Here is a 24014-nt window from a genome sequence, read left to right as displayed (position 1 = left end):
AAGTTTGTATTAAAGCTACATGGCGGCGAAGAACTGATTCAGCACTTTAATCAGGTAACCATGATCCAAGGTGCCGGCGCTCTCGCGGACGCTATGCATGGCCCACATCGGATTGCCGACATCGACGGTCGCCATGCCCAGTTTGGCGGAGGCGATCGGGCCTATGGTACTGCCGCAGGGCAAATCGCCGCGATGGGCGTATTTCTGGTAAGGCACCTCGGCTTGTTGGCACAGATCGATAAAGGCGGCCGCGGACAGGCAATTCGAGGCGTAGCGGTGGTTGGCATTGATTTTGATAGCAGGCCCTTGATTGACGCACAGTTTATGGCCAGTCTCGTAGGCATTGGGAAAATTAGGCTGATAGGCATGTGCCATGTCGGCACTGATCATCAGGCTGTTGGCCAGCGCGCGTTGGTAGCCTTGCTTGTCTATAGTTTGGGCCAGGGCAATGCGTTCCAGTACGTCCGGCAGAAAGCTGCCCGCCGCGCCTTTACAGCTTTCGCTGCCGATTTCTTCATGATCGAAAAAAGCGCATACCAAAGTATTGCCGCTGTGCAAGGCGGCATCATTTAATAGGGCGGTTATGCCGGCGTGGCAGGACGTCAGGTTGTCCAATTGGCTGTTGGCGTAAAATGCTTGGTTTTCGCCCCAGAACGCACCTTTTTGGGTGTCATGGATATTGAACTCCCAACTTAAAATTTGTTGGGCTTCCAGGCCGGAGGCGCCGGTCAATAAAGACGTAAACTGATCGGACGGCAATTGCTGGTCGGTAGCCGAGGCAAAAATCAACGGTAGCTCGGTTTGTTTGTTCAGTTTCAGTCCGTCTTCGTTGACGGCTCGGTTCATATGGATCGCCAGATTAGGCAACCTCAGCAGCGGTTGCTCGAAGCGAACCAAACGGCTGGCGATTTTGCCGTTAGCCGTACGATAGGCAATCCGGCCGGCCAAGCTCAAATCCCGGTCGCTAAAGGTAGCCAAAATCGGGCCGCCGTATACTTCCACCGATAAGCGCAGCAAATTGTCGCTTTTGATGGCAGGATTGGGCTTTAAACGTAAACCGGGGGAATCGGTATGGGCGCCGAGGATTTTAAAACCATGCTCGGCTGGGTTTTTACGCCCCGCGACAAAGACGATAATCGATGATTCATCGCGCACCACATAATAACGTCCGCCCGCGGTCAAACACCAGTCGTCCTTCTCATCCAGCCGTTGGAATTTAAACGCGTGCAAACGCTGTTCCAGGGTGGCGATAACATGCCAGGGGCTGGGGCTGGCGTCGATAAAATCCAGACAATCTTGTACCTGTTGCTGTGCACTCATGGTTTATCTTGCAGTTCTAACGCCACGGAATTGATGCAATAGCGCAGGCCCGTAGGTTGGGGGCCGTCGGGAAAAACATGGCCCAGATGGGCCCCGCACTTGCCGCAGGTGACCTCGATGCGGTGCATGCCATGGCTATGGTCTTCATGTTCGCTCAGACTGGTATCGTTTAAAGGTTCCCAAAAGCTGGGCCAGCCGCAGCCCGAATGGAATTTATGTTCGGAAGCAAACAAAGCCTCTCCGCAACACACGCAATGATAAATGCCGGGCGCGGTGCAATCGGTGTATTTGCCGGTAAAAGGCGGTTCGGTACCTTTTTCGCGGCAGACATGAAATTGTTCGGGGGTGAGTTTTTCCCGCCAGTTTGCGTCATTATCAGCTTGGTTGGTCATAGGTATGTTCCCGTTTGCATCTTTCAAGGAAGGCTATTGTACGCCGCAAGACTTTTTCTGCATAACGCGCTATGCTCGGAGATGAGAATATTTTTGTTGCAAATATAATCAAATGCTAATATTCTTGATGCTCTGTTTTCCGAAGCCGATAATTCAATAATAAATGTCCGCGACACGGCCGGGAAAACTGTTTATTCATTCAAAGAGGTGATTGCTATGGCTAGAATTGTGGTTTTAGGTGCGGGTATCGGCGGTGTGCCGATGGCCTATGAAATGCGGGAAGTGCTTGGTAAGGAACACGAGGTGGCGGTAATTTCCGATTCGCCCACCTTTCACTTTGTGCCTTCTAATCCTTGGATTCCGCCCAAGTGGCGTAAACCGGAAGATTTGAAAATCGAACTGGCGCCGGTGATGAAGAAAAAAGGCATCAACTTCATCCAAAAGGCTGCCGTCAAGGTTGATGCCGCCAACAATAAAATCGATTTGGACGATGGCACTTCGGAAGCATACGATTACTTGGTGATCGCCACCGGTCCTCGATTGGCGTTTGACGAGGTGCCCGGATTGGGGCCGCACGGCGGGCATACCTCCTCCGTTTGCCACGTCGATCACGCTGCGGTTGCCGCTCAGGATTGGGAAAAATTCATGGCGGATCCGGGGCCGATTGTGATCGGTGCGGTACAAGGTGCTTCCTGCTTCGGGCCGGCATACGAGTATCTGATGATTCTGGAAACCGAATTGCGCAAACGTAAAATTCGCGACAAAGTGCCTATGATGTTTGTGACTTCCGAGCCTTATGTCGGTCATTTGGGCTTGGGCGGTGTTGGCGATACCAGAGGTTTGTTGGAAAGCGCGTTGCGCGATAAAACCATCAAATGGATTTCGAATGCTAAGGTCGATAAGATCGAGCCGGGAATGATGTATGTTACCGAGGTGGATAATGACGGTAACGAAAAGAAAAAACACGAACTCCCCTTTAAGCATTCGATGATGTTACCTGCTTTTACCGGCGTCGATGCGGTACGCAATTGCGGTGTGGAAGGCTTGGTAAATCCACGCGGATTTGTCATTGTCGATCAACATCAGCGTAATCCGACCTACAAAAATATTTATTCTGTCGGCGTCTGCGTGGCATTGCCGCCAGTGGAAAAAACCCCGGTGCCGGTGGGTACGCCCAAAACCGGTTACATGATCGAATCCATGGTCACCGCCACCGCGCATAATATTCGCGACGAACTGGCCGGCAAGGAACCGTCCGATATTCCCAGCCTCAGCGCTCTATGCCTGGCCGACCTGGGCGACACCGGGGTAGCATTTTTGGCCGTGCCGCAAATTCCGCCGCGCAACACCACCTGGTCTAACCATGGCAAATGGGTGCATTTGGCCAAAATCGGTTTTGAAAAATACTTTATGCGTAAAATCAGAAAAGGTATCAGCGAACCATTCTATGAACGCATGATGCTGAAACTGATGGGCGTAGTGCGTTTGAAATAGGAGCTTGTCATGTCTATCGATCGCATGGTAATGGCGTTTGCCGGTGGTTTTATTTTGATCAGCCTGGGCTTGGCTCACTGGCACTCGCCGAATTGGCTTTGGTTCACGGCTTTTGTGGGCGCCAATTTGTTACAGGCCTCGTTTACCGGCTTTTGCCCGTTGGCTATCATTTTGAAAAAACTGGGGGTAAAACCCGGCTGTGCTTTTTAAAAAAATGATTACCGAGTGAACTTCTGGGTATATCCGGAGTCTATTTGCGCGGAGATAGTAACGAATCCGGTGGTGCGAAGAGTTAATCGAAGTGCCGCCGGATTTTTTTTGCCCGCCGGTTTTATGCCAGCCTTTCCCTCTGAAAGGCTCGTCCGTTCCAGCATAAACATTCCCCACTGTCTTTGTTCCAGTCCGCCAATACAATACGCAGGGCAGGCAGGCCATCAACGGTGAAGTCGTGCGTTGCGGGACGGTGGGTATGGCCGTGAATCAGGGTCCGGCAACGATGTTTTTGCAGAACCTCCGCAACCGTTTGCAGATTGACATCCATGATCTCCAGGGGTTTGTTGCGCTTATGGAAGTAGCTGCGCAAGCGATACCAGCGGGCCGCTAGAAGCCGTAGCCATAAAGGTTTGGATAGCACGTTTCGCTGCCATTCAACGCTATGGGATTTGATCCGGAAGGCCTGATAAGGCAAATCGTCGGTGCATAACAAATCGCCGTGGGTCAGCAGGGTAGGGTGGCCGTTTAAATCGATCACGCTGTATTCCTCCAGCAGGGTCACGCCGGTTTGTTCGGCAAAGCGCGAACCCAGCAGGAAATCGCGGTTGCCTTGCAGCAAGAAAACCCGGGTGCCGGCATCGCTTAGCGCTTTAAGGGCCGTTTTGATAGTTTTATTGGGCGGCGTATTGTCGTCGTCGCCTATCCAGGCATCGAATAAATCGCCGAGTATGTATAAGGCCCGCGCGCGTCCGGCGCGGTGCTGTAAAAAACTTAGAAAACGCCGGGTAATATCGGGTTTTTCCAGCGAGAGGTGTAGGTCAGAGATGAACAGGATGTCTGTTTTCAAGGGATGATAGGCGGCTCCGCCCAAGGCCGGCGGAACCTGAATCAATGGCTTATTCGACGATTTCGGCTTTTTCGATGACGATATCGGTTTTGGGTACATCCTGATGCATGCCGCGGTTAGCGGTCGGCTGTTTGGCCATCTCGTCGACCACGTCCATGCCTTCGATCACTTCGCCGAATACCGCATAACCCCAGCCGCTGGGGGTAGGGCTGGTGTGGTCCAGAAAACTGTTGTCCTTATAGTTGATGAAAAACTGCGCGGTGGCGGAATTCGGATCGTTGGTGCGCGCCATCGCCAGCGTGCCGCGTTTGTTTTTCAAACCGTTATCGGCTTCGTTTTTGATCGGTGCCTTGGTTTCTTTTTGCGCAAAGCCGGTATCGAAGCCGCCGCCTTGCGCCATAAAACCGGGAATCACGCGGTGAAAAATCGTGCCGTCATAAAAACCGCTTTTGACGTATTCGGCGAAATTGGCGGCGGAAACCGGGGCTTTAACGTTATCCAGTTGGATCACGAAAGCGCCCAGCGAAGTGGTCATTTTTACTTTGGTTTGGGTGTCGGACATTTGTTTTTCCGTTGCAAAAGAAAGAGTTGAGAACAAAAACAGCATCAGGTAAACAAAGGATTTGCGCATAATAGCTCCTAAAAATCGCTGCAAGCCGGCAATTCTAGGTGTTTTTATCTTGAAAGAGAAGCCGGAATCTTGATAGATTGCCCGGTCTTTAGCTGTATTCCATTCAATCCGATGCTGAAAATCTACAACACCCTGACTCGAAGCAAGCAAGAATTCATTCCCAAACGGTCCGGCAAAGTCGGCATGTATGTCTGCGGCATGACGGTGTACGACTACTGCCATATCGGCCATGCCAGGGTGATGGTGGTGTTCGATACCGTGGCGCGCTATTTACGGTATTCGGGCTACGAATTGACCTATGTGCGGAACGTTACCGACATCGACGACAAGATCATTCAGCGGGCCAACGAAAACGGCGAGGATTTTTCCGCGCTAACCGAGCGTTTCATAGTAGCGATGCATGAAGACGAACGGGCGTTGGCCGTATTGCCGCCGGACATCGAGCCCAAGGCCACCCAGTCGATTGCCGACATCATTGCCATGATCGCCAAGCTGATCGAGCGCGAGTACGCCTACGTCGGCGCAAACGGCGATGTGTTTTATGCGGTGAACCGCTTTCAGGGCTACGGCAAATTGTCCGGCAAAAACATCGAAGACCTGAATGCCGGTGAACGGGTGGATGTGGATAACGCCAAACGCGATCCTTTGGATTTCGTGTTGTGGAAAATGGCCAAGCCCGGCGAGCCGTATTGGGATTCGCCTTGGGGGCAAGGCCGGCCCGGCTGGCATATCGAATGCTCGGCGATGTCCACCTGCTGCTTGGGTAACCATTTCGATATACACGGCGGCGGCATGGACCTGCAATTTCCGCATCACGAAAACGAAATCGCCCAATCCGAAGGCGCCACCGGCGAGCCCTTCGTCAATTACTGGATGCATAACGGCTTCGTGCGGGTCAACGAAGAAAAAATGTCCAAATCGCTGGGTAATTTTTTTACGGTGCGCGAGGTGCTCAAGCAATACCGCCCGGAAGTGATCCGCTTCTTCATCCTGTCCAGCCATTACCGCAGCCCGTTGAATTACTCCGACGAACAATTGGACGATGCCGGCGCGGCGCTGACCCGGTTGTATACCGCTTTGAGGTGCATCGAGATTACCGATGTGGCTATCGACGCCGATTATAAACTGCGTTTCGAGCAGGCGATGGACGACGATTTTAATACGCCGGTGGCGCTAGCCGTGTTGTTCGATTTGGCCCGTGAACTGAATAAAGCCGAAGATAAAACCCAGTTGGCAGCCAGCTTAAAGCAGTTGGCGGGCATTCTTGGTTTGTTGCAGGACGATCCCGACGGTTTTTTGAAAGGCGGTACCGGCAACGAAAGCTTGGCGGAAGCCGAGATCGACCAACTTATAGCGGCCCGTAAAGCCGCCAAAGTCAACAAAGACTGGGCGCAGGCCGATGCGATTCGCGATCGACTCAAAGAACATGGCATCGTGTTGGAAGACGTGGCGGGCGGTAATACTATCTGGCGCCGCGAGAATTAATCGACTGAAGTAGGCCGGAATAAGCCGATAGGCGTTTCCGGCGGAAGCGGATTGCCGGAAACGCTAACGCTTATTCCGGCCTACACCCTATAGATAAGACATGACGGAAATCAAAGACAAATCGGTGGAAACCTTCCTGGACGAACTGGCCAGCAGACAAGCCACGCCCGGCGGCGGCAGCGCCGCAGCGGTGATGGGTGCGCAGGGGGCTGCCTTGGTTAGCATGGTTTGCAATCTCACCATAGGCAAGCCCAAATACGCGGAGGTCGAAGCCGACCTGCGGGTCTTGCTGGCCGAGGCCGAAGACTTGCGGGCGGTGTTGGTCGGTATGATCAAGGCCGATGTCGATGTGTTCGGCAAGCTGATGGCTTGTTATGCGTTGCCCAAAGCCAATGACGAAGAAAAAGCCCATCGCAGCGCGCAAATCCAGACCGTGTTGCGGGAAGCCACCGAAGTGCCCTTGGCCTGCGCCAAGGCCTGTGCCAAAGCCATGGCCTTGAGCAGGGTGGCGGCCGAGAAAGGCAATCTGGGCGTGATCAGCGACGCCGGCGTGGCGGTCATGGCGGCCTATGCCGGGTTGAAAAGCGCGGCTTTGAATGTGGCTATCAACGCCGCCGGTTTGAAAGACCGCGAATTCGCCGAAGCCAAATTGGCGGAATTACAGGCGCTTATGCAAAATGCCGATAGTGAAGCGGAAGAGATTTATCGGATTGTTAAAGCCAAATTATAGTTTGTGCCCACGATGCGCGGACCCACGGATCGAGGCGTTGATTTTGGCTTAACGCCTAGTCTTCGCCGGCGGGTTTGAGCGTGTCCAAAATGCCCAAGGTATCGATTAATGCCACGGTAATCGGCGAAACGCCGATTACCGTGGCGGCCACGCAGCGTCCTTCTCCATCCTTTAAGCCTTGCACAACTTCAGCCAAACCCTTGCAAAGGTATTGATTGCACACATTCGAGCGGATTGAGCGGGGCAGGCAGCAACCGTTCTCGGCATGGTAAATGCAACTGTTTTCATAGCCGGTCTCGGGCACAAAGCTAAGATAATGCTCAATAATGCGGGTATCCGCCAAGGGCAATAGCCGCCATTGCAAGCGCCGGATTGTGCCCGGTTCGAGCCAGGCGGAGTCGCCTCCCGTGGCGCAGCAATGGCCGCCGCACAGTCCGCAGGCGGCACCTAAGACAGGCAAATCGGCCTGCTTGGCGTCTATGCCATTGGTGGTGGTCGAGGTTTCCTTGATTTCGAATTCCTGATCCGGCAATTCTCCGGCTTCAATTACGATATGTTCCAGATGTTGCCGTAAGGCCTCAATGCGGGCGCCGGACAATGGCACTAGCCGCTTGGTGTTGCGGGGCAGAACAGCCACGCCGGCGTTTTTTGCCTGCCAGGAGGCCGGCAGGCCGGCGCGAATTATCCGTAATGCGGTCTGGCGCCGCTGCCTCTGTTGGAAATCGACATCCTTGCGGCGGCACTCCGGGTTGTCGCACAGGCCGCGGATGCTTTGTATCGTAGAGAGCTCGCATCCGCATCCACGGCAATGGCGGGGTTGCCCGGACATATGGTTATGGCGAAATAACGGGGTTTCGGGGCGGGAAATGCCGAACGGTCGGGTTTAATCCTGATGGGCGAGTACCGCCAAGGCGCCGGCGTAATCCGGTTCGTCGGCGATTTCGCTGACCAATTGCGTGTAGATGACCCGGTCGTTTTCATCGATGATTACTATCGCGCGCGCGGTCAGGCCGGCCAAAATACTATCCAGCAACTGTACGCCGTAATCGTGGGCGAAATTGGAGCGGAAAGTGGACAGCGCGGTGACGTGCTTGATGCCTTCGATCTCGCAGAAACGGGCCTGGGCGAACGGCAGGTCGGCGGAAATCGTTAAAACCGCCGTGTTATCGAGATGGGCGGCCTTTTCGTTGAATTTGCGGGTAGAGGTGGCGCAAGTCGGGGTATCCAAGCTGGGCACGATATTCATCACCTTGCGTTTGCCGGCAAACTCCGCCAGACCCACATCCTGCATTTTGCGGTTGGTGAGTTTGAAGTCGGGCGCTTTGCCGCCGACAGCGGGCAGATCGCCTAGGGTGTTGATGGGTTTGCCTTGAAAGGTAATGGTGGCCATGTGTGCGCTCCCGAGTGAATATTTATTTTTTGCGTTTGGTAAAATCGATCAGGCGCTTGCGTTTTTTCACCTGCCTATCGCTTAATTTGTTTTTCTGGCCCTGAAACGGATTTTCGGGCGACTTGAACACCAAGCGGACCGGGGTGCCTTTTAGGCGCAGTTGTTCGCGGTAGTAGTTCATCAAAAACCGCTTGTATGAGTCGGGCAAGGAATCGGTTTGTACGCCGTGAATCACCACCACCGGCGGGTTGCGGCCGCCCTGGTGGGCGTATTTCAGCTTGATGCGGCGGCCGCCGACCAAGGGCGGCTGATGCGAGGCCACGGCGTCGCTGAGGATGCGGGTCAATACCGGGGTGGACATGTCTATCATGGCCGCGTCGTACAGGCTGTGTACCACGTCGAACAGCTTACCCACTCCGCTACCGTGCAATGCTGAAATCGGGTGTTTTTCGGCAAAATCCAAAAACGGCAATTTGATTTCGATCTGTTTTTTGACGAAAGCCCTGTGCTCTGCGTCCAGGCCGTCCCATTTATTCAAGCCGATAATCAAGGCTCGCCCGGCTTCCAGCACCAGCCCCAGAATATGCGCATCCTGGTCGGTGACGCCTTCGCGGGCGTCGATCAGGTAAATCACTACATGGGCCTTTTCAATGGCTTGCAGGGATTTGATGATGCTGAATTTTTCCACGGTCAGCGATACCTTGGCGCGGCGGCGCATGCCGGCGGTATCGATCAGGGTAAATTTTTCGCCGTTGCGCTCGAAAGGTATATAAATACTGTCGCGGGTGGTGCCGGCTTCGTCGAACACCACTACCCGTTCTTCGCCCAGCAGGCGGTTGACCAGCGTCGACTTGCCGACGTTGGGCCGGCCGACGACGGCAATGGCGATACCGGGGTCTTGTTCCTGGAATTCGTCTTCCACGGGTGGAATCAGATCGTCGATGCGGCCCAGCAATTCATGCACATTGCGGCCATGCGAGGCGGCAATCGGTACAGGCTCGCCCAGCGCCAGGCTATAAAAGTCGTGGGTGACGGTATTGCTGTCGATACCGTCGATTTTATTGACCACCAATACCACCGGTTTGCCCAATTTGCGCAACATGTCGGCGATGGCTTCGTCGGAGGCGTTGATGCCGTCGCGGGCATCGACCATAAAGAACACCACGTCGGCTTCCTGCAGGGCGATCTCCACCTGCTTTTTGGCGAAAACGTCTATGCCTTCCAGGTCGTCGGTGATGCCGCCGGTATCGACCACCAGGCAGTCGCGTTCGCCGCGCTTGACGCGGCCGTATTGGCGGTCGCGGGTCAGGCCGGGATAGTCGGCCACCAGCGCCTCCCGGCTGCGGGTTAAATAATTGAAAAGGGTGGATTTGCCGACATTGGGCCGGCCAACCAAGGCGATGACTGGGAGCATAGTGTTTATCTCGCTTTTAAGGCTGCGAGGGTGCCGTCTTTTGCGTAAATGTATACAGTTCCGCCGACGATAACCGGTTTGGCTTCGATCGGCGAGCTTGCGACTTGAATGCGACCGAGCAGCCTGCCGTCGCTAATGGATAACCAGTGCACATAGCCTTCGAAGTCGCCGGCCACGACATAATTGTCGTAAACCACGGCTGCCGTCAGTTGGCGGTTATGCAAGTCTTTTTGTTTCCACAACGAGGCGCCGTTGCGTTGGTCCAGTTGCGAAACCTCGCTTTTGGTATCGCTGATATACAAATAGCGGTAATCGGCGCTGATGCCGGTATACGAAGAGATTTCGGGATTACGCCAGATGATGTCGCCATCCACTTCCGATACCGAAGTGGTGCCGCCATTGAAACTGGAGATAAAGATGGCGCCGCGGCTTTCCACCGGATCGACGTCCAAATCGACCAGCCGTTCGACTTCGGAGCGGCCGGTAGGCATGGCGATAGTGGCTTCCCAGAGGCTTTTGCCGTCGTTGAGTTGCAAGGCCTGCAACTTGCCGTTGGCCGAGCCGACGATGGCGGTGTTGTCAATGACGATAGGGGCGCCGGCGCCGCGTATGCTCAAGGCCGGTACGCTGCTTTCCGATAGCCATAATTGGGCGCCGTCCGCTTCCCGCAAACCGATGACCTTGCCGTCGGTGGTGCGTACGATCACGATGCCGTTGGCAATGACAGGCACGGCCTGTACTTCGCTTGGCACATTGGTCAGCCATTTTTGTTCGCCGCTGCCGATATCGAAAGCAATCACTTCGCCGGACGTGCAACCCATGACCAAAACTTGCCGGCCCAGGCCGGGACCGGAGGAAAACTCAAATTCGCCGCCGGTTTCCCAAATCAAATCCCCCGTCGCCGCGTTGCGGGCTTGCAGGGTGCCTTTACGGTCGCCGGCGAATATTCTGTCTCCCTGTACGGCGGGAATCAATTTCAGATATTGCTTGTCCGCGCCGTTGCCCACCGATTCCTTCCACAGCACGTCGATTTGTAATTCGGCTGCGTATTCGAGCAAGGGCGCCGGCGGATCGGCACTGTCGTCTTCGCCGAAAATACTGTCGGACAGTCCCGACAGCATTTCGCGGCCCGCGTCCAACCCCGCGCAACCGGAAAGCAACAGCAGGCCGGCAAACAATACCGGGATAGTGCGAAAAGACATGGGCACGGGTTTCAGCATGATTTCAAGCGTGTCACTGCGGTAAGTTTGCTGCCGCCGGGTTGAAGGCAGGCGCTGCAATGTCATCCAGTTTGAATTGGGTCAAGGCGGTGGCCTGTCCGGTTCTGATGGCGTTTTGGTAGGCGGTGCGGGCTTCGTCCAAACGGTCCATGGCGACGTATAAATCGCCCTCCAGTTCGTCGTAGCTGGCGGCAAAACCTTCGGCTTTCGCCGGGTCGACGGCTGCAATCAATTTCAAACCTTCTTCATGTTGACCGGTAGCCAGCATCAGTTGTGTCAAACGCAGGCGGGCAACGTGCCGCAATTGTTCGTCGCCGGCATTTTGTACTTGTTGTTGCAGAATGGCCTTGGCCGCTTCCAGATCGCCCGCGTCGACTTTACTTTTGGCTTTTGCCAGCGCGGCAAAATGCGCGTAAGCCATTGAGCCGTGTTCGACGGCCAGTTGATCGGCCAGTTTCTCGATTGCGGCCGAATCGTTTTTGGCGGCGCTGGCGAGCAGGTTTTGATAAAGCTGCGAGGCCTGGCTGCGTTGCTCCAATTGACGGTTTTGCCAGACATTCCATCCGGTCACCAGCAAAATGGCGGTGACGACGCCGGCAATCAGGGAGCTGTTATTGGCTTCCCACCATTTTTTCAACTGTTCGACTTGTTCTTCTTCGGTATCGTAAATAGCCACGGTGTTTCCCGGTTAAAAGTTATGCAATGGATTTGCTGCGATGCCAGGCCTTCAGCGTTTCCAGCAAGGCGGCATGGCTTAATGTGGTTTGTTCCTGCTCGATGCGAAGCGATTTTAAGGCGGCTTCGCCGCGTTGGGCTTCGTCGTCGCCTATGATAATCGCAAACGCCGCGCCGGACTTGTCGGCTTTTTTAAATTGGCTTTTGAAGCTGCCGCCGCCGCAATTGACTTGCAATTTCAAGCCGTCAATCCGGTCGCGGAGGTGTTCGCTCAGCAACAGGCCGGCCTTTTCGGCTGCCGAGCCGACCCGGATCAAGTAAACGTCCACGCCGGGTTCGATAGACACGGTTTCCAGTTGCTCGACCAAGGCCAGAATGCGTTCCATGCCCATCGCAAAGCCGATGGCGTGGTTGGCCTTGCCGCCCAGTTGTTCGATCAGGCCGTCGTAACGGCCGCCGGCGCAGATGGTGCCTTGGGCGCCGAGTTCGTCGGTGACCCACTCGAACACGGTCTTGCCGTAGTAATCCAGACCGCGCACCAGGCGGGTGTTCAGCTGATAACTAATGCCCAGATCGTCCAGCATGCTTTTCAGGCTGTCGAAATGTTGCAAACTGTCTTCGCCCAAATGTTCCAATAATACCGGCGCCTCGCGCAACATTAATTGCATGTCCGGGTTTTTGCTGTCCAAAATCCGTAGCGGATTGGTTTCCAGCCGGCGCAGACTGTCTTCATCCAGCACGTCGATGTGTTGCTTGAAATACTCGACCAGAACGCCGCGATAGGCGGCGCGCTCGGCACTGGTGCCCAGAGAATTCAACTGTAATTCCACTTTGTCGCGGATACCGAGTTTCTTCCACAGCCGGTCGGTCAGCAATATCATTTCCGCGTCGATATCCGGGCCGGGCATGCCGTAGGTTTCCACGCCCAGTTGATAGAATTGCCGGTAGCGGCCTTTTTGCGGACGTTCGTGCCGAAACATCGGGCCGTAATACCACAGCCGGTGGCTTTGGTTATGCAGCAAGCCGTGTTCCAGGCAGGCGCGCAAACAGCCGGCGGTGCCCTCCGGACGCAAGGTCAGCGAATCGCCGTTTCTGTCGTCGAACGTGTACATTTCCTTTTCGACGATGTCGGTGACTTCGCCGATGGAACGTTTGAATAGCTCGGTTTTTTCGACGATGGGCAGGCGGATCTCCTGATATCCGTAACCGCCGAGCACTTGCCGGGCGTTCTGTTCCAGCCACTGCCAGTAAGGAGATTGCTCGGGCAGAATGTCGTGCATGCCGCGGATGGCCTGAATGGCCTGTTGTTGTTTTGCCATGTGTATTCGTTGCCGGATTATTTGCTTATCGCGGTTTTGGCTTGTAGGGCCTCGGTGGAGGTTGGAAAATTAATCAGTAATTGTTCTTTGTAGTTTTCCGCCGCCTGATGGTTGCCCAGCGCCCGTTCGGTTTGAAAGCCGAACCACAGGCTTTCCGGCGTGTGCTTGGCGACGGCCAGATAACGCTCCAAAAATGCCCGCGCCGACATGTATTGCCGGTTGTTGTAGCTGATTTTCAGCATTTCCAGCAAGGCGGGCGGATATTCGGGTTCGGCGAACAAGGCGCGGCGCAGATACTCTTCGCCCTTGGCCGGGTCGTTTTGCAGCAGCAGACAGATGCCGATATTGCTCAAGGCCAGCCAAGGCCGTTGATTCATCGGCGAATCCAAGGCTTCCCGCAGCATCGCCATGCCTTTATCGTGTTTGCCGCGTTCGCATAAAAAACGCCCGTAATTGTTTTTGGTGCTGTAATTGTCCGGGTCTTTGCCGATGGCGGCTTGGTAAAAGTCGGTAGCTTGTTCGTCGTCCTTGATGCGTTCGTAAAACACCGCCAGCGCATTCAGGGTTTCCGGGTTGCCGGACTCCAGGTCGTATGCCTTTTCCAGTTTTTCCTTGGCCACTTCCAGCATGCCCATCTCCAGATACCGGACGCCCATTTGTAAATTCAGGTTGGCTTTTTCATGGCTGCTCATGCCCTTGCCGCCGAAATCGGGCAGCAGGCCGCAGGCACCGAGTAAGGTGCAAGCGGCCGAGACAGCCCAAAAACGCCGGCCATGCTTACATGGCATGGGGCGCGGTCCTCGCGGTTTGCAGTTTTAAATGCCGGCGGCTTTTGTCCTGGACTTGACCGACCAACTGTCCGCAAGCGGCATCGATATCCTCGCCACGGGTCTTCCTGATGGTGGTGACGATGCCGGCATTGTGCAAAATGTCGCGGAACTTCAAAATCGCCGCCATCTCCGAACAACGGTATTGCGATTGCGGAAATGGGTTGAACGGAATCAGGTTGACTTTGGATGGCACGTGGCTGAGCAGCTTAACCAAGGCTTTGGCGTGCTCGGCGCTGTCGTTGATGCCGTCCAGCATTACATATTCGAAGGTAATGTGCTTTCGCGGGCCGGCTTTGGCGTAGGCGCGGCAGGCGTCCATCAGTTGTGCCAGCGGGTATTTTTGGTTGATCGGCACCAGTTCGTCGCGCAAGGCGTCGATTGGGGCGTGCAACGAAACCGCCATGCTGACGTCGCAGACGTCGGCCAAACGGTGCATGGCCGGTACCACGCCGGAGGTGCTGATGGTGACCCGGCGTTTGGACAAGCCGAAGGCAAAGTCGTCCATCATCAAATTCATGGCGGCAACGACATTGTCGAAATTCAGTAACGGTTCGCCCATGCCCATCATCACTACGTTGGTGATCCTGTGCTCAGGGCCCAGGCGCTGTTGCGCCAGATACAATTGGCCGATGACTTCCGCAGTGGACAGGTTGCGATTGAAGCCTTGTTGGGCGGTGGAACAAAAACTACAGGCCAGGGCACAACCGACTTGCGAGGAAATGCACAAGGTGGCGCGGCGCTCTTCCGGAATGTAGACGGTTTCCACCTTATTGCCGCAATGGGTCTGCATGGCCCATTTGCAGGTGCCGTCCGAAGCCAGTTGTTCGGCGACGATTTCCGGGGTACGGATGCAGCAGTTTTCCTTGAGATAGCCGCGCAGGGATTTGCTCAGGTTGGTCATGTCGTCGAAATCGACGACGCCTTCCTGATAAATCCATTTCAGCAGCTGGGTGGCCCGAAATGGTTTTTCCCCCAGACCGACAAAAAAGGCTTGCAGGCCTTTTCTGTCGAAATCCAGCAGATTGATAGTTGCCGGCTTAGCGGATGCGATCGCAGAGTTCATCGGCCGAGAAGAAGTAAGCGATTTCTTTCGCGGCGGATTCCGGTGCATCGGAACCGTGCACGGCATTTTCATCGATGCTGACGGCGAAATCGGCGCGAATGGTGCCGGGCGCGGCTTCCTTGGGATTGGTGGCGCCCATCAGTTCGCGGTTTTTCAGTACCGCGTTTTCGCCTTCCAACACTTGTACGACGACGGGGCCGGAAATCATGAAGCTAACCAAGTCTTTGAAAAAACCGCGTTCTTTATGCTCGGCATAAAAACCTTCGGCTTGTTCCTGGCTCAATTGCAGCATTTTGGATGCGACCACCCGCAAACCGTTTTTTTCGAAGCGGCTGACAATTTCTCCTATCACGTTTTTAGCGACTGCATCCGGCTTGATGATAGAGAAAGTACGTTCAATTGCCATTATTTAAACTCCAGTTAAGGTTAATGATAAAAATTTCCGAAAATTATAACTTGATTAGATGGACAGTTTTTCGACCCGGCGGTTGTCGCCGTAGAGCCAGTTCACCAGCATGCGGGTGCCGGTAATGGCGGTAAACATCGAGGTCAGAATGCCCAGGCACAGCACCACCGCAAAACCTTTCACCGGGCCGGTACCGAAACCGAACAATAACAAGGCTACCAGCAAGGTGGTGACGTTGGAGTCCAGAATGGTGGAGAACGCTTTTTCATAGCCGACGAAAATACTGGCTTGCGGGCTGTTGCCGTTGCGCAGTTCCTCGCGGATGCGTTCGTTGATGAGGACGTTGGCGTCCACCGCCATGCCCACGGTCAACACGATGCCGGCCATGCCGGGCAGGGTCAGGGTGGCTTGCAACAGGGACAGAATGGCAATCAGCAACACTACGTTGAAGATCAGCGCAAAGTTGGCGATCAAACCGAAGGCCCGGTAGTAGATGACCATGAACACCACCACCAGCAGGAAGCCGATGTTGATCGACAGCATGCCCTGGTCGATGTTTTCCTGGCCCAAACTAGGGCCGACCGTGCGTTCTTCGACGATTTCAACCGGCGCGGCCAATGCGCCCGCTCTTAATAACAGGGCCAATGTACGGGCTTCCTGCGGACTGTCCAGGCCGGTGGTTTGGAAGCGTTTGCTGAAAGAGTCGCGAATGGTGGCGACGCTGATGACTTTTTCGACTTTTTCCTTATGTTGAACTTTTTGGCCGTCGACGATCTGGGTTTCGGACTTGTATTCGATGAATACCACCGCCATCGGCTTGCCGATGTTTTCCTGGGTCAGCTTGCCCATTTTCTTGGCGCCGATGCCGTCCAGCGTAATGAAAACGGCGGCTTGGCCGTCTTGGTCCAAACCGGACGAGGCGTCGGTAATCTGATCGCCGGTGACGATGACCGAGCGTTTCAGCAATAGCGGGGCACCGTTTTTGTCGTAATACACGCGGCTGCCCACCGGCACGTGGCCTTCCAAAGCCGATTTGACGTCGTGTTCCACGTCCACCAGGCGGTATTCCAGAGTGGCGGTGGTGCCCAGCAGTTCCTTGGCGCGCGCGGTATCCTGCACGCCCGGCAATTGCACCACGATGCGGTTGCCGCCCTGTTGTTGGATGATGGGTTCCGCTACGCCCAGTTCGTTAACCCGGTTGCGCAGGGTGGTAATGTTTTGGTCCAGCGCGGACTTTTTGATGGCCAAGATCTCGCGTTCCGGAAGGGTCAGCAGAAATTCGTTGGGGCCGCTTTCGGCCAGATCGAGGTTGCGAAAATCTTTGTTTAATACCGCTGCCGCGGCCACCCGATTTTCCTCGTCGGGCAGTACCACTTTAATGCCGTTGGCTTCCTTGGAAACGGATTGATAACGTACCTTGGCGTCTCTGAAGGCGCCGCGGATGTCGTTGTTGTAACGTTCGTCCGCTTGTTTCAGGGCGGTATCCATGTCCACTTCCAGCAGAAAATGCACGCCGCCGCGCAAGTCCAGGCCCAAATACATGGGTTCCGCGCCCAGCGCATTCAACCAGCCGGGGGTTGCCGGAGCCAGATTCAACGCCACGGTGGCCTGGTTGGCCATTTTGTTTCTGAGCAGGTCCGCGGCCTTCATTTGCTCGTCGGTGTTATTGAAACGGGCCAGGATTTTACCGTCTTTAAAGTCGAGGGTTTTGACGGTAAAGCCGGCGTCTTTAAGCGTGGCGGCCACTTTGTCGGCTTGCGCCTGTTCCAGCGGAGTCGAGTTGCTGGAAGCCAGTTGCACCGCCGGATCGTTGCCGAAAAGATTGGGTAGCGAATAAATGAGGGCAAAAACCAGAACGGTCAGGACCAGGATGTTTTTCCAAAGCGGGAAGTGATTTTGCATGGGTTTCCGTTAAAGCAGAGACAACTGCGCTGTTACCGAAGGTCAAGTGTGAATGGATAGGTAAATGACAGAAAACTTAAACTTTGGGTTTTTTGTTCAAGGTTTTGTAAGTGCCTTTCGGCATCATGTTGGCGATGGCATGGCGTTGTACTTGAATGAAGCTGTTTTCGGCCACTTCCAGTTTGACGAAGTTGTCGTCCAGCTCCGCGACTTTGCCTAAAATGCCGCCGGTGGTGACGACTTCCGCACCTTTGTTCAGCGCCGCCAGCATTTGCTTTTGTTCTTTGTTGCGTTTGGATTGCGGGCGGATGAACAGAAAATAAAAGAAAACTAAAATACCCAATGGAAACAGCATGCCTTCGAAACCGGGTTGTGAAGTTGCGGGCGCGGCTTGGGCCATGGCGTCGGAGATAAAAAAGCTCATTGTTGTCCTCTTAAAATTATTATCGTCGTGTTGTAAAGAGTGTCCGGTGCCGGACCGGAAAGTCGGGCATTATGCCACAGTCGGGCCGGTTATCGCATATCGGCTTGATTTTAGAGTTGTTATCAAAAACAACGACCTATCTGTTCGCCCAGTTTTACGGGCTTGCCGGCGGTCAGTTCGTCCAGCCAGGCTATTTTGTCCTTGCCGAATAGCACGATAATGGTGGAGCCCATATTGAAGCGGCCCATTTCCGCGCCTTTTTCCAGAGTGGGGGCATTGTCCTGGTATTTCCAGGTCCTGGCGGTATCAACGGTTGGCGGGGTGACGACGCCGTGCCAAACCGTTTCCACGCTGGACACGAAAATCGCCCCAACCAAAACCAGCGCCATGGGGCCGGCTTCGGTATCGAACATACAGACCACGCGTTCGTTGCGGGCAAATAAGTTGGGCACGGCATTGACGGTGGTATTGTTGACGCTAAACAGGCGGCCGGGGATATGCACCATTTCTTTCAGGGTACCGGTCAGCGGCATATGCAGGCGGTGATAATCCTTGGGAGAGAGGTATATGGTCGTGAAAGAGCCGTTCTCAAAGGCTTTGGCGCGCTCGGCGTCGCCGCCCAGTAACTCCAGTGCCGTATAGCTATGGCCCTTGGCTTGAAATATCCGGCCGCCCTCTATAGGGCCGGCCTGACTGACGGCGCCGTCGGCGGGGCAGGTGATGGCATCATGTGCTGCCGCTACGGGCCGGCAACCTTCCGTTAATTCACGGGTGAAGAATTTATTGAAGCTGGCGTAATGATCCAGATCCTGAACTTTGGCTTCGCTCATGTTGACCCCGTAAAGGCGGATGATCAGTTTGATGAACAGGTTCTTCCATAATCTGTTTTCGCAGTGAGTGAGCTTGGACATCATTCCGGACAGCGCGTGATGCGGTAGAGCGTATTGGGGAAGTACGGTAACTATATCTTTTAAGGTCATGATTCGGAGTCGGGGGTTTTTCCGCTGATAAAATAGGCAAAGGCGATCACTTCGGCGACGGCGATATACAGCTGCTGCGGTATTTCGTCGCCCAGCGGTACTTGGGCCAGGATGCGCGCCAGTTCGGGTTCGTTTTGCAGCGGCACGCCGTGTTTTTCGGCAATCGCTAAAATTTGCTGAGCGGTAAACCCTTCGCCTTTGGCGGTGACTTTCGGCGCATTTTTGCCGTCGTATTTTAAGGCGACGGCAATGTCGCTGTTATAAAAGGTTCTGCCGCTCACGGTTGCTCAGGGCAGGTTGACCACTGCCGGCGCCTGCCAGTCCCGGTTGCGGTGTTCGGCAATCACTGTTGTGTAAATGCCGCCGCGCACATTAAACTCGGCGCGCAGACGCATGAAGTTAGGCGAAATCGCTGAAACGATATGGTCGAGGATTTCGTTGGTTACCGCTTCGTGAAAGGCGCCGCGCTCGCGGAACGTCCACATATAAAGTTTCAGCGATTTCAATTCGACGCATAGTTTATCCGGTACATATTCGAGCACCAGTTTGGCGAAGTCGGGCTGGCCGGTCATCGGGCACAGGCAGGTGAATTCGGGGATGTCGATGCGAATGGTAAAATCGCGTTCCGGTCTGGGGTTTTCGAAAGTGGTCAAATCTGAGCTGGGTTTTGTAGTCATTGCTGGTTTTCGTTAGTTTAATGGTAACTATTCAGCGTAGGTTGGGTTAGGCGCTAGCCGTAACCCAACGCATCGGCTTATGGCGGTGCCACGGCTTCGATTGCCGGGTTATGCTCTATCGAGCTAACCCAACCTACGCAATTGATCCGCATTGGCTGGCATTCACTGAATAGTTGCGTTTAATGAATCCGCATACCGCGTCCTTGAATTTTATCAGCTATGCGCGTGGAAAAAATTAAAGATTAACTTCAAGGATTTGCAAAACGGGTCGGGCATAGTGTGCGCTAAGTCGGTTTATTCGAAATATCCGCCGGTACTCTTGCAAAATTGCGCTAAAATTCCGCCGTAGTATCACCCGATGCTATCGATGTTTCCATGGGAGGTCGATGATGGACATTACCGCATTAAATCAAAAAAACATACCCGTCGGTCGGAGTAGTGCGGCCGGCGCAAATGCAACGGAAGTTGACGGCTTAGCTAGCCAAAGAAACGTTGCCCCCACGGGCCGCGACGGCGAGAAGGACAATAGTGTGGCCCGCGATAGCGCCACCATCTCCACGGAAGCCTTGCAGTTGTCTAACACGGCTTCCGTGAAACAGGCGACTAATCAAACGCAAATTCCGGATCGCCAAAAAGCGCAGGAAGCGGCCAGCAATATTATTTCCGCTATCCAAAGCAACCCTGCCCAAGCAAAAGATGCCTTCGCCAACGCTTCTCCAACCAGAGCGGCGAATGCCCTGGCGGCTTAAACGCTAGCGCGGCGCCCTGGTTCAATAAAGCCAGGGCAGTAGGCGCCAGCTGGTTCGGCTATATTCGCGATAGGCTACGCCGAACGCTTGCAGCAGCATCCGTTCTTCTATCGTTATTCGTATCCGAAAGCCCCGGAAAATGGGCACGGTTAAACACAATAAGGCTAGAAAATCCCCCATTGCCCAGCCGGCCGCGGCAAGCGCCAGCAGCAAACCCGTGTATGCCGGGTGGCGAACGGCGCGGTAAGGGCCGCTGGTAATCAAGCGGTGTTGCTGTTGGATCGCGACATCTGTGGTAAAAAACCGGCCCAAGTGTTTAACCGCCCAAAACCTAAGGCTCAAACCGCAGCCGAAAACCAACATTGCCAGTAATTGCCGGGGTAGATAAGGCATGGGAATCGGCAGCCACGCCAAGTATTTAAAACCAAAGGCCAACACTAAACTACCCAAAACACTCCGCCAGAGCCAGCGTTGCGAACGCCGTTCCAGTTTCAGGATAGATTGCCGGTCCGGGCGCGATTGCCGGGCCAAACTAATCTCCGCGAAGACCCAAAGCAGGCAAAGCGCCAGCCAAGCGAGGCGAACGGATGTCATTAAGGTTCCTGTTTGAATGGTATGAAATCAGCCGGCGCGGCCAAGCCTCATGTAACATACCGCAATTTGCCGGCCGATATGAAAAAGATCATCGAACTGAAACAGGTTTATAAGGCCTATCCGCAGGCCGGTGCGCCGCAGACTGTTTTGCACGATATCAATCTGGCAATCTTTCCCGGCGAATTTGTCGCTATCGTCGGCCCGTCCGGCAACGGCAAATCGACGTTACTGAATTTGTTGACCGGCATCGACCATCCCAGCCGCGGCCAAGTGATCGTAAACGGCGCCGCCCTGCGGGAACTGAGTAACGAAAAGCTGACGCGCTGGCGCGGTGCCAATGTCGGCATTGTATTTCAATTTTTTCAATTGTTGCCGACTTTAAATCTGCTGCAAAACACCGTGTTGCCGATGGATTTCTTGGGCAAGCTGCCCAAACGCCAGCGCCGGGAACGGGCCATGCAATTATTGGAGCAGGTCGGTCTGGCCGATGCCGCCGACCGTTTACCCAGTCAGGTTTCCGGCGGGCAACAGCAACGGGCGGCGATTGCCCGCGCTTTGGCGAACGATCCGCCGCTGATTGTGGCCGACGAACCCACCGGTAATCTGGATGCCGCCACGGCCGACGCGGTGTTCGATTTGTTTGCCCATCTGCGCGATCAAGGCAAGACGCTGGTGATGGTGACGCACAACGAAGCGCTCGCCGATGCCGCCAGCCGCAAGCTGGAAATCCGTTCCGGCCGCATTCATGCCGATACGCCGGCGCGGGTAGGCTGATTTGCATACCTTATGGCATAAGGCGATTGCCGACCTGGGGCTGTCCAAGTCGCGGAGTCTGCTGGCCGTGGCCAGTATGGCGGCCGGCGTGTTTTGTGTCGGCGTCTTGTTCGGCATGATCGATTTGCAACTCAGCCAAATGGACGCAGCCCACAGGTTGTCGCAACCGTCGCATATCAATCTGATTTTACGCGGCGATGCCGACATGGCGTTGCTGGCAAAGGTCAAAGCCTTGCCCGGTGTGGCCGCTGTCGATACCCAAACGCCTGTTTCCGTGCGGTTTCGGCGTTCGGATGCCGCTGCTTGGGAGTTGGCGACCCTGATCGTTCGTGCCGATTATGCAGCGCAACGCTTCGATAAAATCAGTCTGGATACCGGTCGGTGGCCTTCCGCCGGGCAGATAGCCGTTGAAAATTTATCGGCCCGGTATACCGGTTTGCGGATTGGCGACAGTCTGGAATTGGAAACCAAAGCGGGTAATCGCCGTGTTGCGATTGGCGGCGTTGTGCGGCATCCTTTCGTCAAGCCGCCGAAATTCGGCGGTCAACTGCATTTTTTTACCGACCCTGCCGGTGCGGCGGGGTTTGGCGTGTCCGAGCATACTTTTCGCCAGCTATTGCTGCAAGTGACGCCTCCTTATAGCGAGGATAAAGCCCGCGCAGTGGCTAGCGAGGTGAGTGGCTTGCTGTCCAAGCACGGCATTACCGTGAATGTCACGCTGTTGCAGGATCCGGAAAAACACTGGGGCCGGCCTTTCATGGCCGGTATTAATGGCGTTTTGCAAATCATGGCTATGGTCTCGCTGGTTTTGGCCAGCGTGCTGATCCTGAATACCGTGTCCGCGCATATTGCCCAACAAACCGATCAGATCGGCGTGATGAAAGCATTGGGGGGCGGCCGCTTTACCATAGCCTCGGTTTATCTGCTTGAAATCCTGGGGTGGGCATTGCTGGCGATCGCGCTGGCGATGCCCATCGGTTTGCTGGCGGCATACCTGAGTGCTTGCCAATTGTTGGCGGTGTTCAATATCGACTGCGGCGATTTTCATTATTCGCCCCGGGCGGTTTACCTGATGGTGTTGGGCGGCATCCTGGCGCCGTTGTCGGCCGCATTGGGGCCGATTTGGTGGAGATCCGGCCTGAATGTGCGAATCGCCATGGCCAGTTATGGCCTTGGCGCGGATTTTGGCGGCAACCGTTTCGATTTTTGGGTGGAACGCCTTGGCGCCCGCTGCTTGTCGACCTTGCACGCGGCGGCCCTGGGCAACCTGTTTCGGCATAAGGGCCGCTTTGTTTTGACGCAAAGCGTGTTAATCATTGCCGGGATCCTGTTTATGGTATTGATGAGTCTGGCCGCTTCGCTGAATTTAACGCTGGATAATGAAATGGACCGTAGCCGGTATACGGTGCGGTTGGGGTTCGCTGCCGACCAACCGGCGGACAAAATCAGGGAAATCGCCCTATCATTGCCGAGCAGCCGGCAAATCGAAGTGTGGCGGCGTCTGCCGTTGGAAATGGCTAAAAACGGTCGGGTGTTACGGCAAAAAGGCAGTCTGGGGGTGCAAATGCTGGCGCTGCCGGCCGCCGGAGACATGTATCGGCCTTTGATCGAATCCGGGCGCTGGTTCAATGCCGAAGACGTCGGACAGCCTGTGTTGGTACTGAGCACCGACACCGCCGCTTTAAACGGCATTCGGGCGGGCGATTGGCTGGACGTGGCGATAGGGTCAAAGCGGCAACGTTGGCAAGCGATAGGCACTTACCGTTGGTTGGCCGGCACCAACTACAGCGTCGAACCGGTTTACGCGCTGCTGGAAACTATTCAGCCGCAGGCGCAACAGCCGGAGTTAGCCACTTTTGCCTTGATACAAGCCCCGATGGCTTCTCTTGCCGAGGAAGCCGATTATCTGCGGGCTTTAAAAAGCCGTTTTCAAGCTGCCGGGATGCCTTTGGATGTCTATAACACTCAGGCTAAACTGGAACAACGCCAATTTGCCCGCAATCAGTTTAAACCCATGCTAGGGACGCTGATGGGGTTGGCAAGCATGATTGCGGCCGTGGGAGGCATCGGTTTGTCCGGGACCTTGGCCATCGGCGTATTGCAACGCACGCGGGAAATCGGGGTGCTGCGGGCCATCGGGGCGCCTTCTAAAGCCATATTCGGTTTGTTTTTGAGCGAAGGGCTGCTGCACGGCATGTTGGCCTGGGTTTTGAGTTTACCGTTGGCCTATCTGGCGGCCGAACCTATGACCGAACAACTGGGCCGGACATTATTCGGCATGGCATTGGATTTTACTTTTGCCGGTTGGGCGGCGGTCTATTGGCTGGGCATGGTACTCGGTCTGGCTGGGCTGGCCTCCTATTGGCCGGCCCGTAAGGCCGCGGGCATGACGGTCGGCAAGAGTCTGGCGCATTGAACCGGCAAACTTTAGCGTTGCGGCGAAAATACCGGCCAACGCATCCGGCGGCGGATGCGGCGGCGGATG

General features: G+C 55.0%; 26 protein-coding genes. 7 read left to right on the top strand and 19 right to left on the bottom strand.

Annotated features, from left to right (window positions below; genetic code table 11):
- Positions 1–15: 15 nt before the first annotated feature.
- Both NP596_RS00375 and msrB read right to left on the bottom strand, forming a co-directional pair.
- Positions 16–1320: a M18 family aminopeptidase gene (locus tag NP596_RS00375; protein ID WP_256613212.1), complete on the bottom strand. Its 1305-nt coding sequence runs from the start codon at positions 1318–1320 to the stop codon at positions 16–18.
- Entirely contained in the window at positions 1317–1712 is a 396-nt protein-coding gene (gene msrB, locus NP596_RS00370; RefSeq protein WP_256613211.1) for a peptide-methionine (R)-S-oxide reductase MsrB, read from the bottom strand. Before msrB ends, NP596_RS00375 begins: the two co-directional genes overlap by 4 nt.
- Before the next feature lie 216 nt (positions 1713–1928).
- Here msrB and NP596_RS00365 point away from each other — a divergent pair, with 216 nt between their 5' ends.
- Together NP596_RS00365 and NP596_RS00360 are read left to right on the top strand one after the other, a co-directional pair.
- Positions 1929–3206: an NAD(P)/FAD-dependent oxidoreductase gene (locus tag NP596_RS00365; RefSeq protein WP_256613210.1), complete on the top strand. Its 1278-nt coding sequence runs from the start codon at positions 1929–1931 to the stop codon at positions 3204–3206.
- A gap of 9 nt (positions 3207–3215) precedes the next feature.
- Entirely contained in the window at positions 3216–3416 is a 201-nt protein-coding gene (locus tag NP596_RS00360; RefSeq protein WP_256613209.1) for a YgaP family membrane protein, read from the top strand.
- A gap of 121 nt (positions 3417–3537) precedes the next feature.
- Here the strand turns inward: NP596_RS00360 and NP596_RS00355 are convergent, their stop codons facing one another.
- Both NP596_RS00355 and NP596_RS00350 read right to left on the bottom strand, forming a co-directional pair.
- The gene (locus tag NP596_RS00355; protein WP_256613208.1) at positions 3538–4266 is read right to left on the bottom strand and encodes a UDP-2,3-diacylglucosamine diphosphatase; all 729 of its coding nucleotides are present in this window, start codon (positions 4264–4266) and stop codon (positions 3538–3540) included.
- Between the two features lie 49 nt (positions 4267–4315).
- The gene (locus NP596_RS00350; RefSeq protein WP_305891628.1) at positions 4316–4897 is read right to left on the bottom strand and encodes a peptidylprolyl isomerase; all 582 of its coding nucleotides are present in this window, start codon (positions 4895–4897) and stop codon (positions 4316–4318) included.
- Positions 4898–5008: 111 nt separating this feature from the next.
- Here NP596_RS00350 and cysS point away from each other — a divergent pair, with 111 nt between their 5' ends.
- Positions 5009–6382 (top strand): cysteine--tRNA ligase, encoded by a 1374-nt coding sequence (cysS, locus tag NP596_RS00345; protein ID WP_256613271.1) that lies wholly within the window; start codon positions 5009–5011, stop codon positions 6380–6382.
- Between the two features lie 100 nt (positions 6383–6482).
- On the top strand, positions 6483–7112 hold the full coding sequence (gene fchA, locus NP596_RS00340) for a methenyltetrahydrofolate cyclohydrolase (protein WP_256613207.1): 630 nt from the start codon (positions 6483–6485) through the stop codon (positions 7110–7112).
- A 55-nt stretch (positions 7113–7167) separates the two neighbouring features.
- Here the strand turns inward: fchA and NP596_RS00335 are convergent, their stop codons facing one another.
- The 14 genes from NP596_RS00335 to queF all read right to left on the bottom strand — a co-directional run bounded on the left by NP596_RS00335 (position 7168) and on the right by queF (position 19412).
- Positions 7168–7941, bottom strand: coding sequence for a hypothetical protein (locus NP596_RS00335; protein WP_256613206.1), 774 nt, complete (start codon positions 7939–7941; stop codon positions 7168–7170).
- 54 nt (positions 7942–7995) lie between these two features.
- Positions 7996–8502: a thiol peroxidase gene (tpx, locus tag NP596_RS00330; protein WP_256613205.1), complete on the bottom strand. Its 507-nt coding sequence runs from the start codon at positions 8500–8502 to the stop codon at positions 7996–7998.
- Between the two features lie 22 nt (positions 8503–8524).
- Positions 8525–9916 (bottom strand): ribosome biogenesis GTPase Der, encoded by a 1392-nt coding sequence (gene der, locus NP596_RS00325; RefSeq protein ID WP_256613204.1) that lies wholly within the window; start codon positions 9914–9916, stop codon positions 8525–8527.
- Between the two features lie 5 nt (positions 9917–9921).
- Positions 9922–11136 carry an outer membrane protein assembly factor BamB gene (bamB, locus tag NP596_RS00320; protein ID WP_256613203.1) on the bottom strand — a complete coding sequence of 405 codons (1215 nt, stop codon included), beginning with the start codon at positions 11134–11136 and terminating at the stop codon, positions 9922–9924.
- 13 nt (positions 11137–11149) lie between these two features.
- On the bottom strand, positions 11150–11812 hold the full coding sequence (locus NP596_RS00315) for a tetratricopeptide repeat protein (protein ID WP_256613202.1): 663 nt from the start codon (positions 11810–11812) through the stop codon (positions 11150–11152).
- A gap of 19 nt (positions 11813–11831) precedes the next feature.
- The gene (gene hisS, locus NP596_RS00310; protein WP_256613201.1) at positions 11832–13130 is read right to left on the bottom strand and encodes a histidine--tRNA ligase; all 1299 of its coding nucleotides are present in this window, start codon (positions 13128–13130) and stop codon (positions 11832–11834) included.
- 17 nt (positions 13131–13147) lie between these two features.
- Entirely contained in the window at positions 13148–13918 is a 771-nt protein-coding gene (gene pilW, locus NP596_RS00305; RefSeq protein ID WP_256613200.1) for a type IV pilus biogenesis/stability protein PilW, read from the bottom strand.
- On the bottom strand, positions 13908–15023 hold the full coding sequence (rlmN, locus tag NP596_RS00300) for a dual-specificity RNA methyltransferase RlmN (protein ID WP_256613199.1): 1116 nt from the start codon (positions 15021–15023) through the stop codon (positions 13908–13910). The genes pilW and rlmN overlap by 11 nt, the downstream gene beginning before the upstream one ends.
- Positions 14998–15429 (bottom strand): nucleoside-diphosphate kinase, encoded by a 432-nt coding sequence (ndk, locus tag NP596_RS00295; RefSeq protein WP_256613198.1) that lies wholly within the window; start codon positions 15427–15429, stop codon positions 14998–15000. The genes rlmN and ndk overlap by 26 nt, the downstream gene beginning before the upstream one ends.
- 54 nt (positions 15430–15483) lie before the next feature.
- Positions 15484–17331, bottom strand: coding sequence for a protein translocase subunit SecD (gene secD / locus NP596_RS00290; protein WP_256613197.1), 1848 nt, complete (start codon positions 17329–17331; stop codon positions 15484–15486).
- A 76-nt stretch (positions 17332–17407) separates the two neighbouring features.
- Positions 17408–17755: a preprotein translocase subunit YajC gene (gene yajC, locus NP596_RS00285; RefSeq protein WP_256613196.1), complete on the bottom strand. Its 348-nt coding sequence runs from the start codon at positions 17753–17755 to the stop codon at positions 17408–17410.
- A gap of 122 nt (positions 17756–17877) precedes the next feature.
- Positions 17878–18735, bottom strand: coding sequence for an archaetidylserine decarboxylase (gene asd / locus NP596_RS00280; RefSeq protein WP_256613195.1), 858 nt, complete (start codon positions 18733–18735; stop codon positions 17878–17880).
- Entirely contained in the window at positions 18732–19016 is a 285-nt protein-coding gene (locus NP596_RS00275) for an EscU/YscU/HrcU family type III secretion system export apparatus switch protein (RefSeq protein ID WP_013820506.1), read from the bottom strand. Before NP596_RS00275 ends, asd begins: the two co-directional genes overlap by 4 nt.
- Before the next feature lie 6 nt (positions 19017–19022).
- A complete protein-coding gene (gene queF, locus NP596_RS00270; RefSeq protein ID WP_256613194.1) occupies positions 19023–19412 on the bottom strand; it encodes a preQ(1) synthase in 390 nt (129 codons plus the stop codon).
- 389 nt (positions 19413–19801) lie between these two features.
- Between queF and NP596_RS00265 the strand changes: the two genes are divergently transcribed.
- A complete protein-coding gene (locus NP596_RS00265) occupies positions 19802–20161 on the top strand; it encodes a hypothetical protein (protein WP_256613193.1) in 360 nt (119 codons plus the stop codon).
- A 21-nt stretch (positions 20162–20182) separates the two neighbouring features.
- Here NP596_RS00265 and NP596_RS00260 read toward each other — a convergent pair whose 3' ends face one another.
- Positions 20183–20755, bottom strand: a complete 573-nt coding sequence (locus NP596_RS00260; protein ID WP_256613192.1) for a methyltransferase family protein — start codon at positions 20753–20755, stop codon at positions 20183–20185.
- A 78-nt stretch (positions 20756–20833) separates the two neighbouring features.
- On the opposite strand from NP596_RS00260, the gene NP596_RS00255 reads away from it, so the two are divergent.
- Together NP596_RS00255 and NP596_RS00250 are read left to right on the top strand one after the other, a co-directional pair.
- Complete coding sequence (locus NP596_RS00255) at positions 20834–21529, top strand: ABC transporter ATP-binding protein (protein WP_256613191.1); 696 nt, start codon at positions 20834–20836, stop codon at positions 21527–21529.
- A 1-nt stretch (position 21530) separates the two neighbouring features.
- A complete protein-coding gene (locus NP596_RS00250; RefSeq protein ID WP_256613190.1) occupies positions 21531–23945 on the top strand; it encodes an FtsX-like permease family protein in 2415 nt (804 codons plus the stop codon).
- Positions 23946–24014: the final 69 nt, after the last annotated feature.

Origin of the sequence: Methylomonas rivi, from assembly GCF_024505165.1 — a bacterium.
GTDB lineage: Bacteria > Pseudomonadota > Gammaproteobacteria > Methylococcales > Methylomonadaceae > Methylomonas > Methylomonas rivi.
This window is presented reverse-complemented; position numbering and strand designations above follow the sequence as displayed.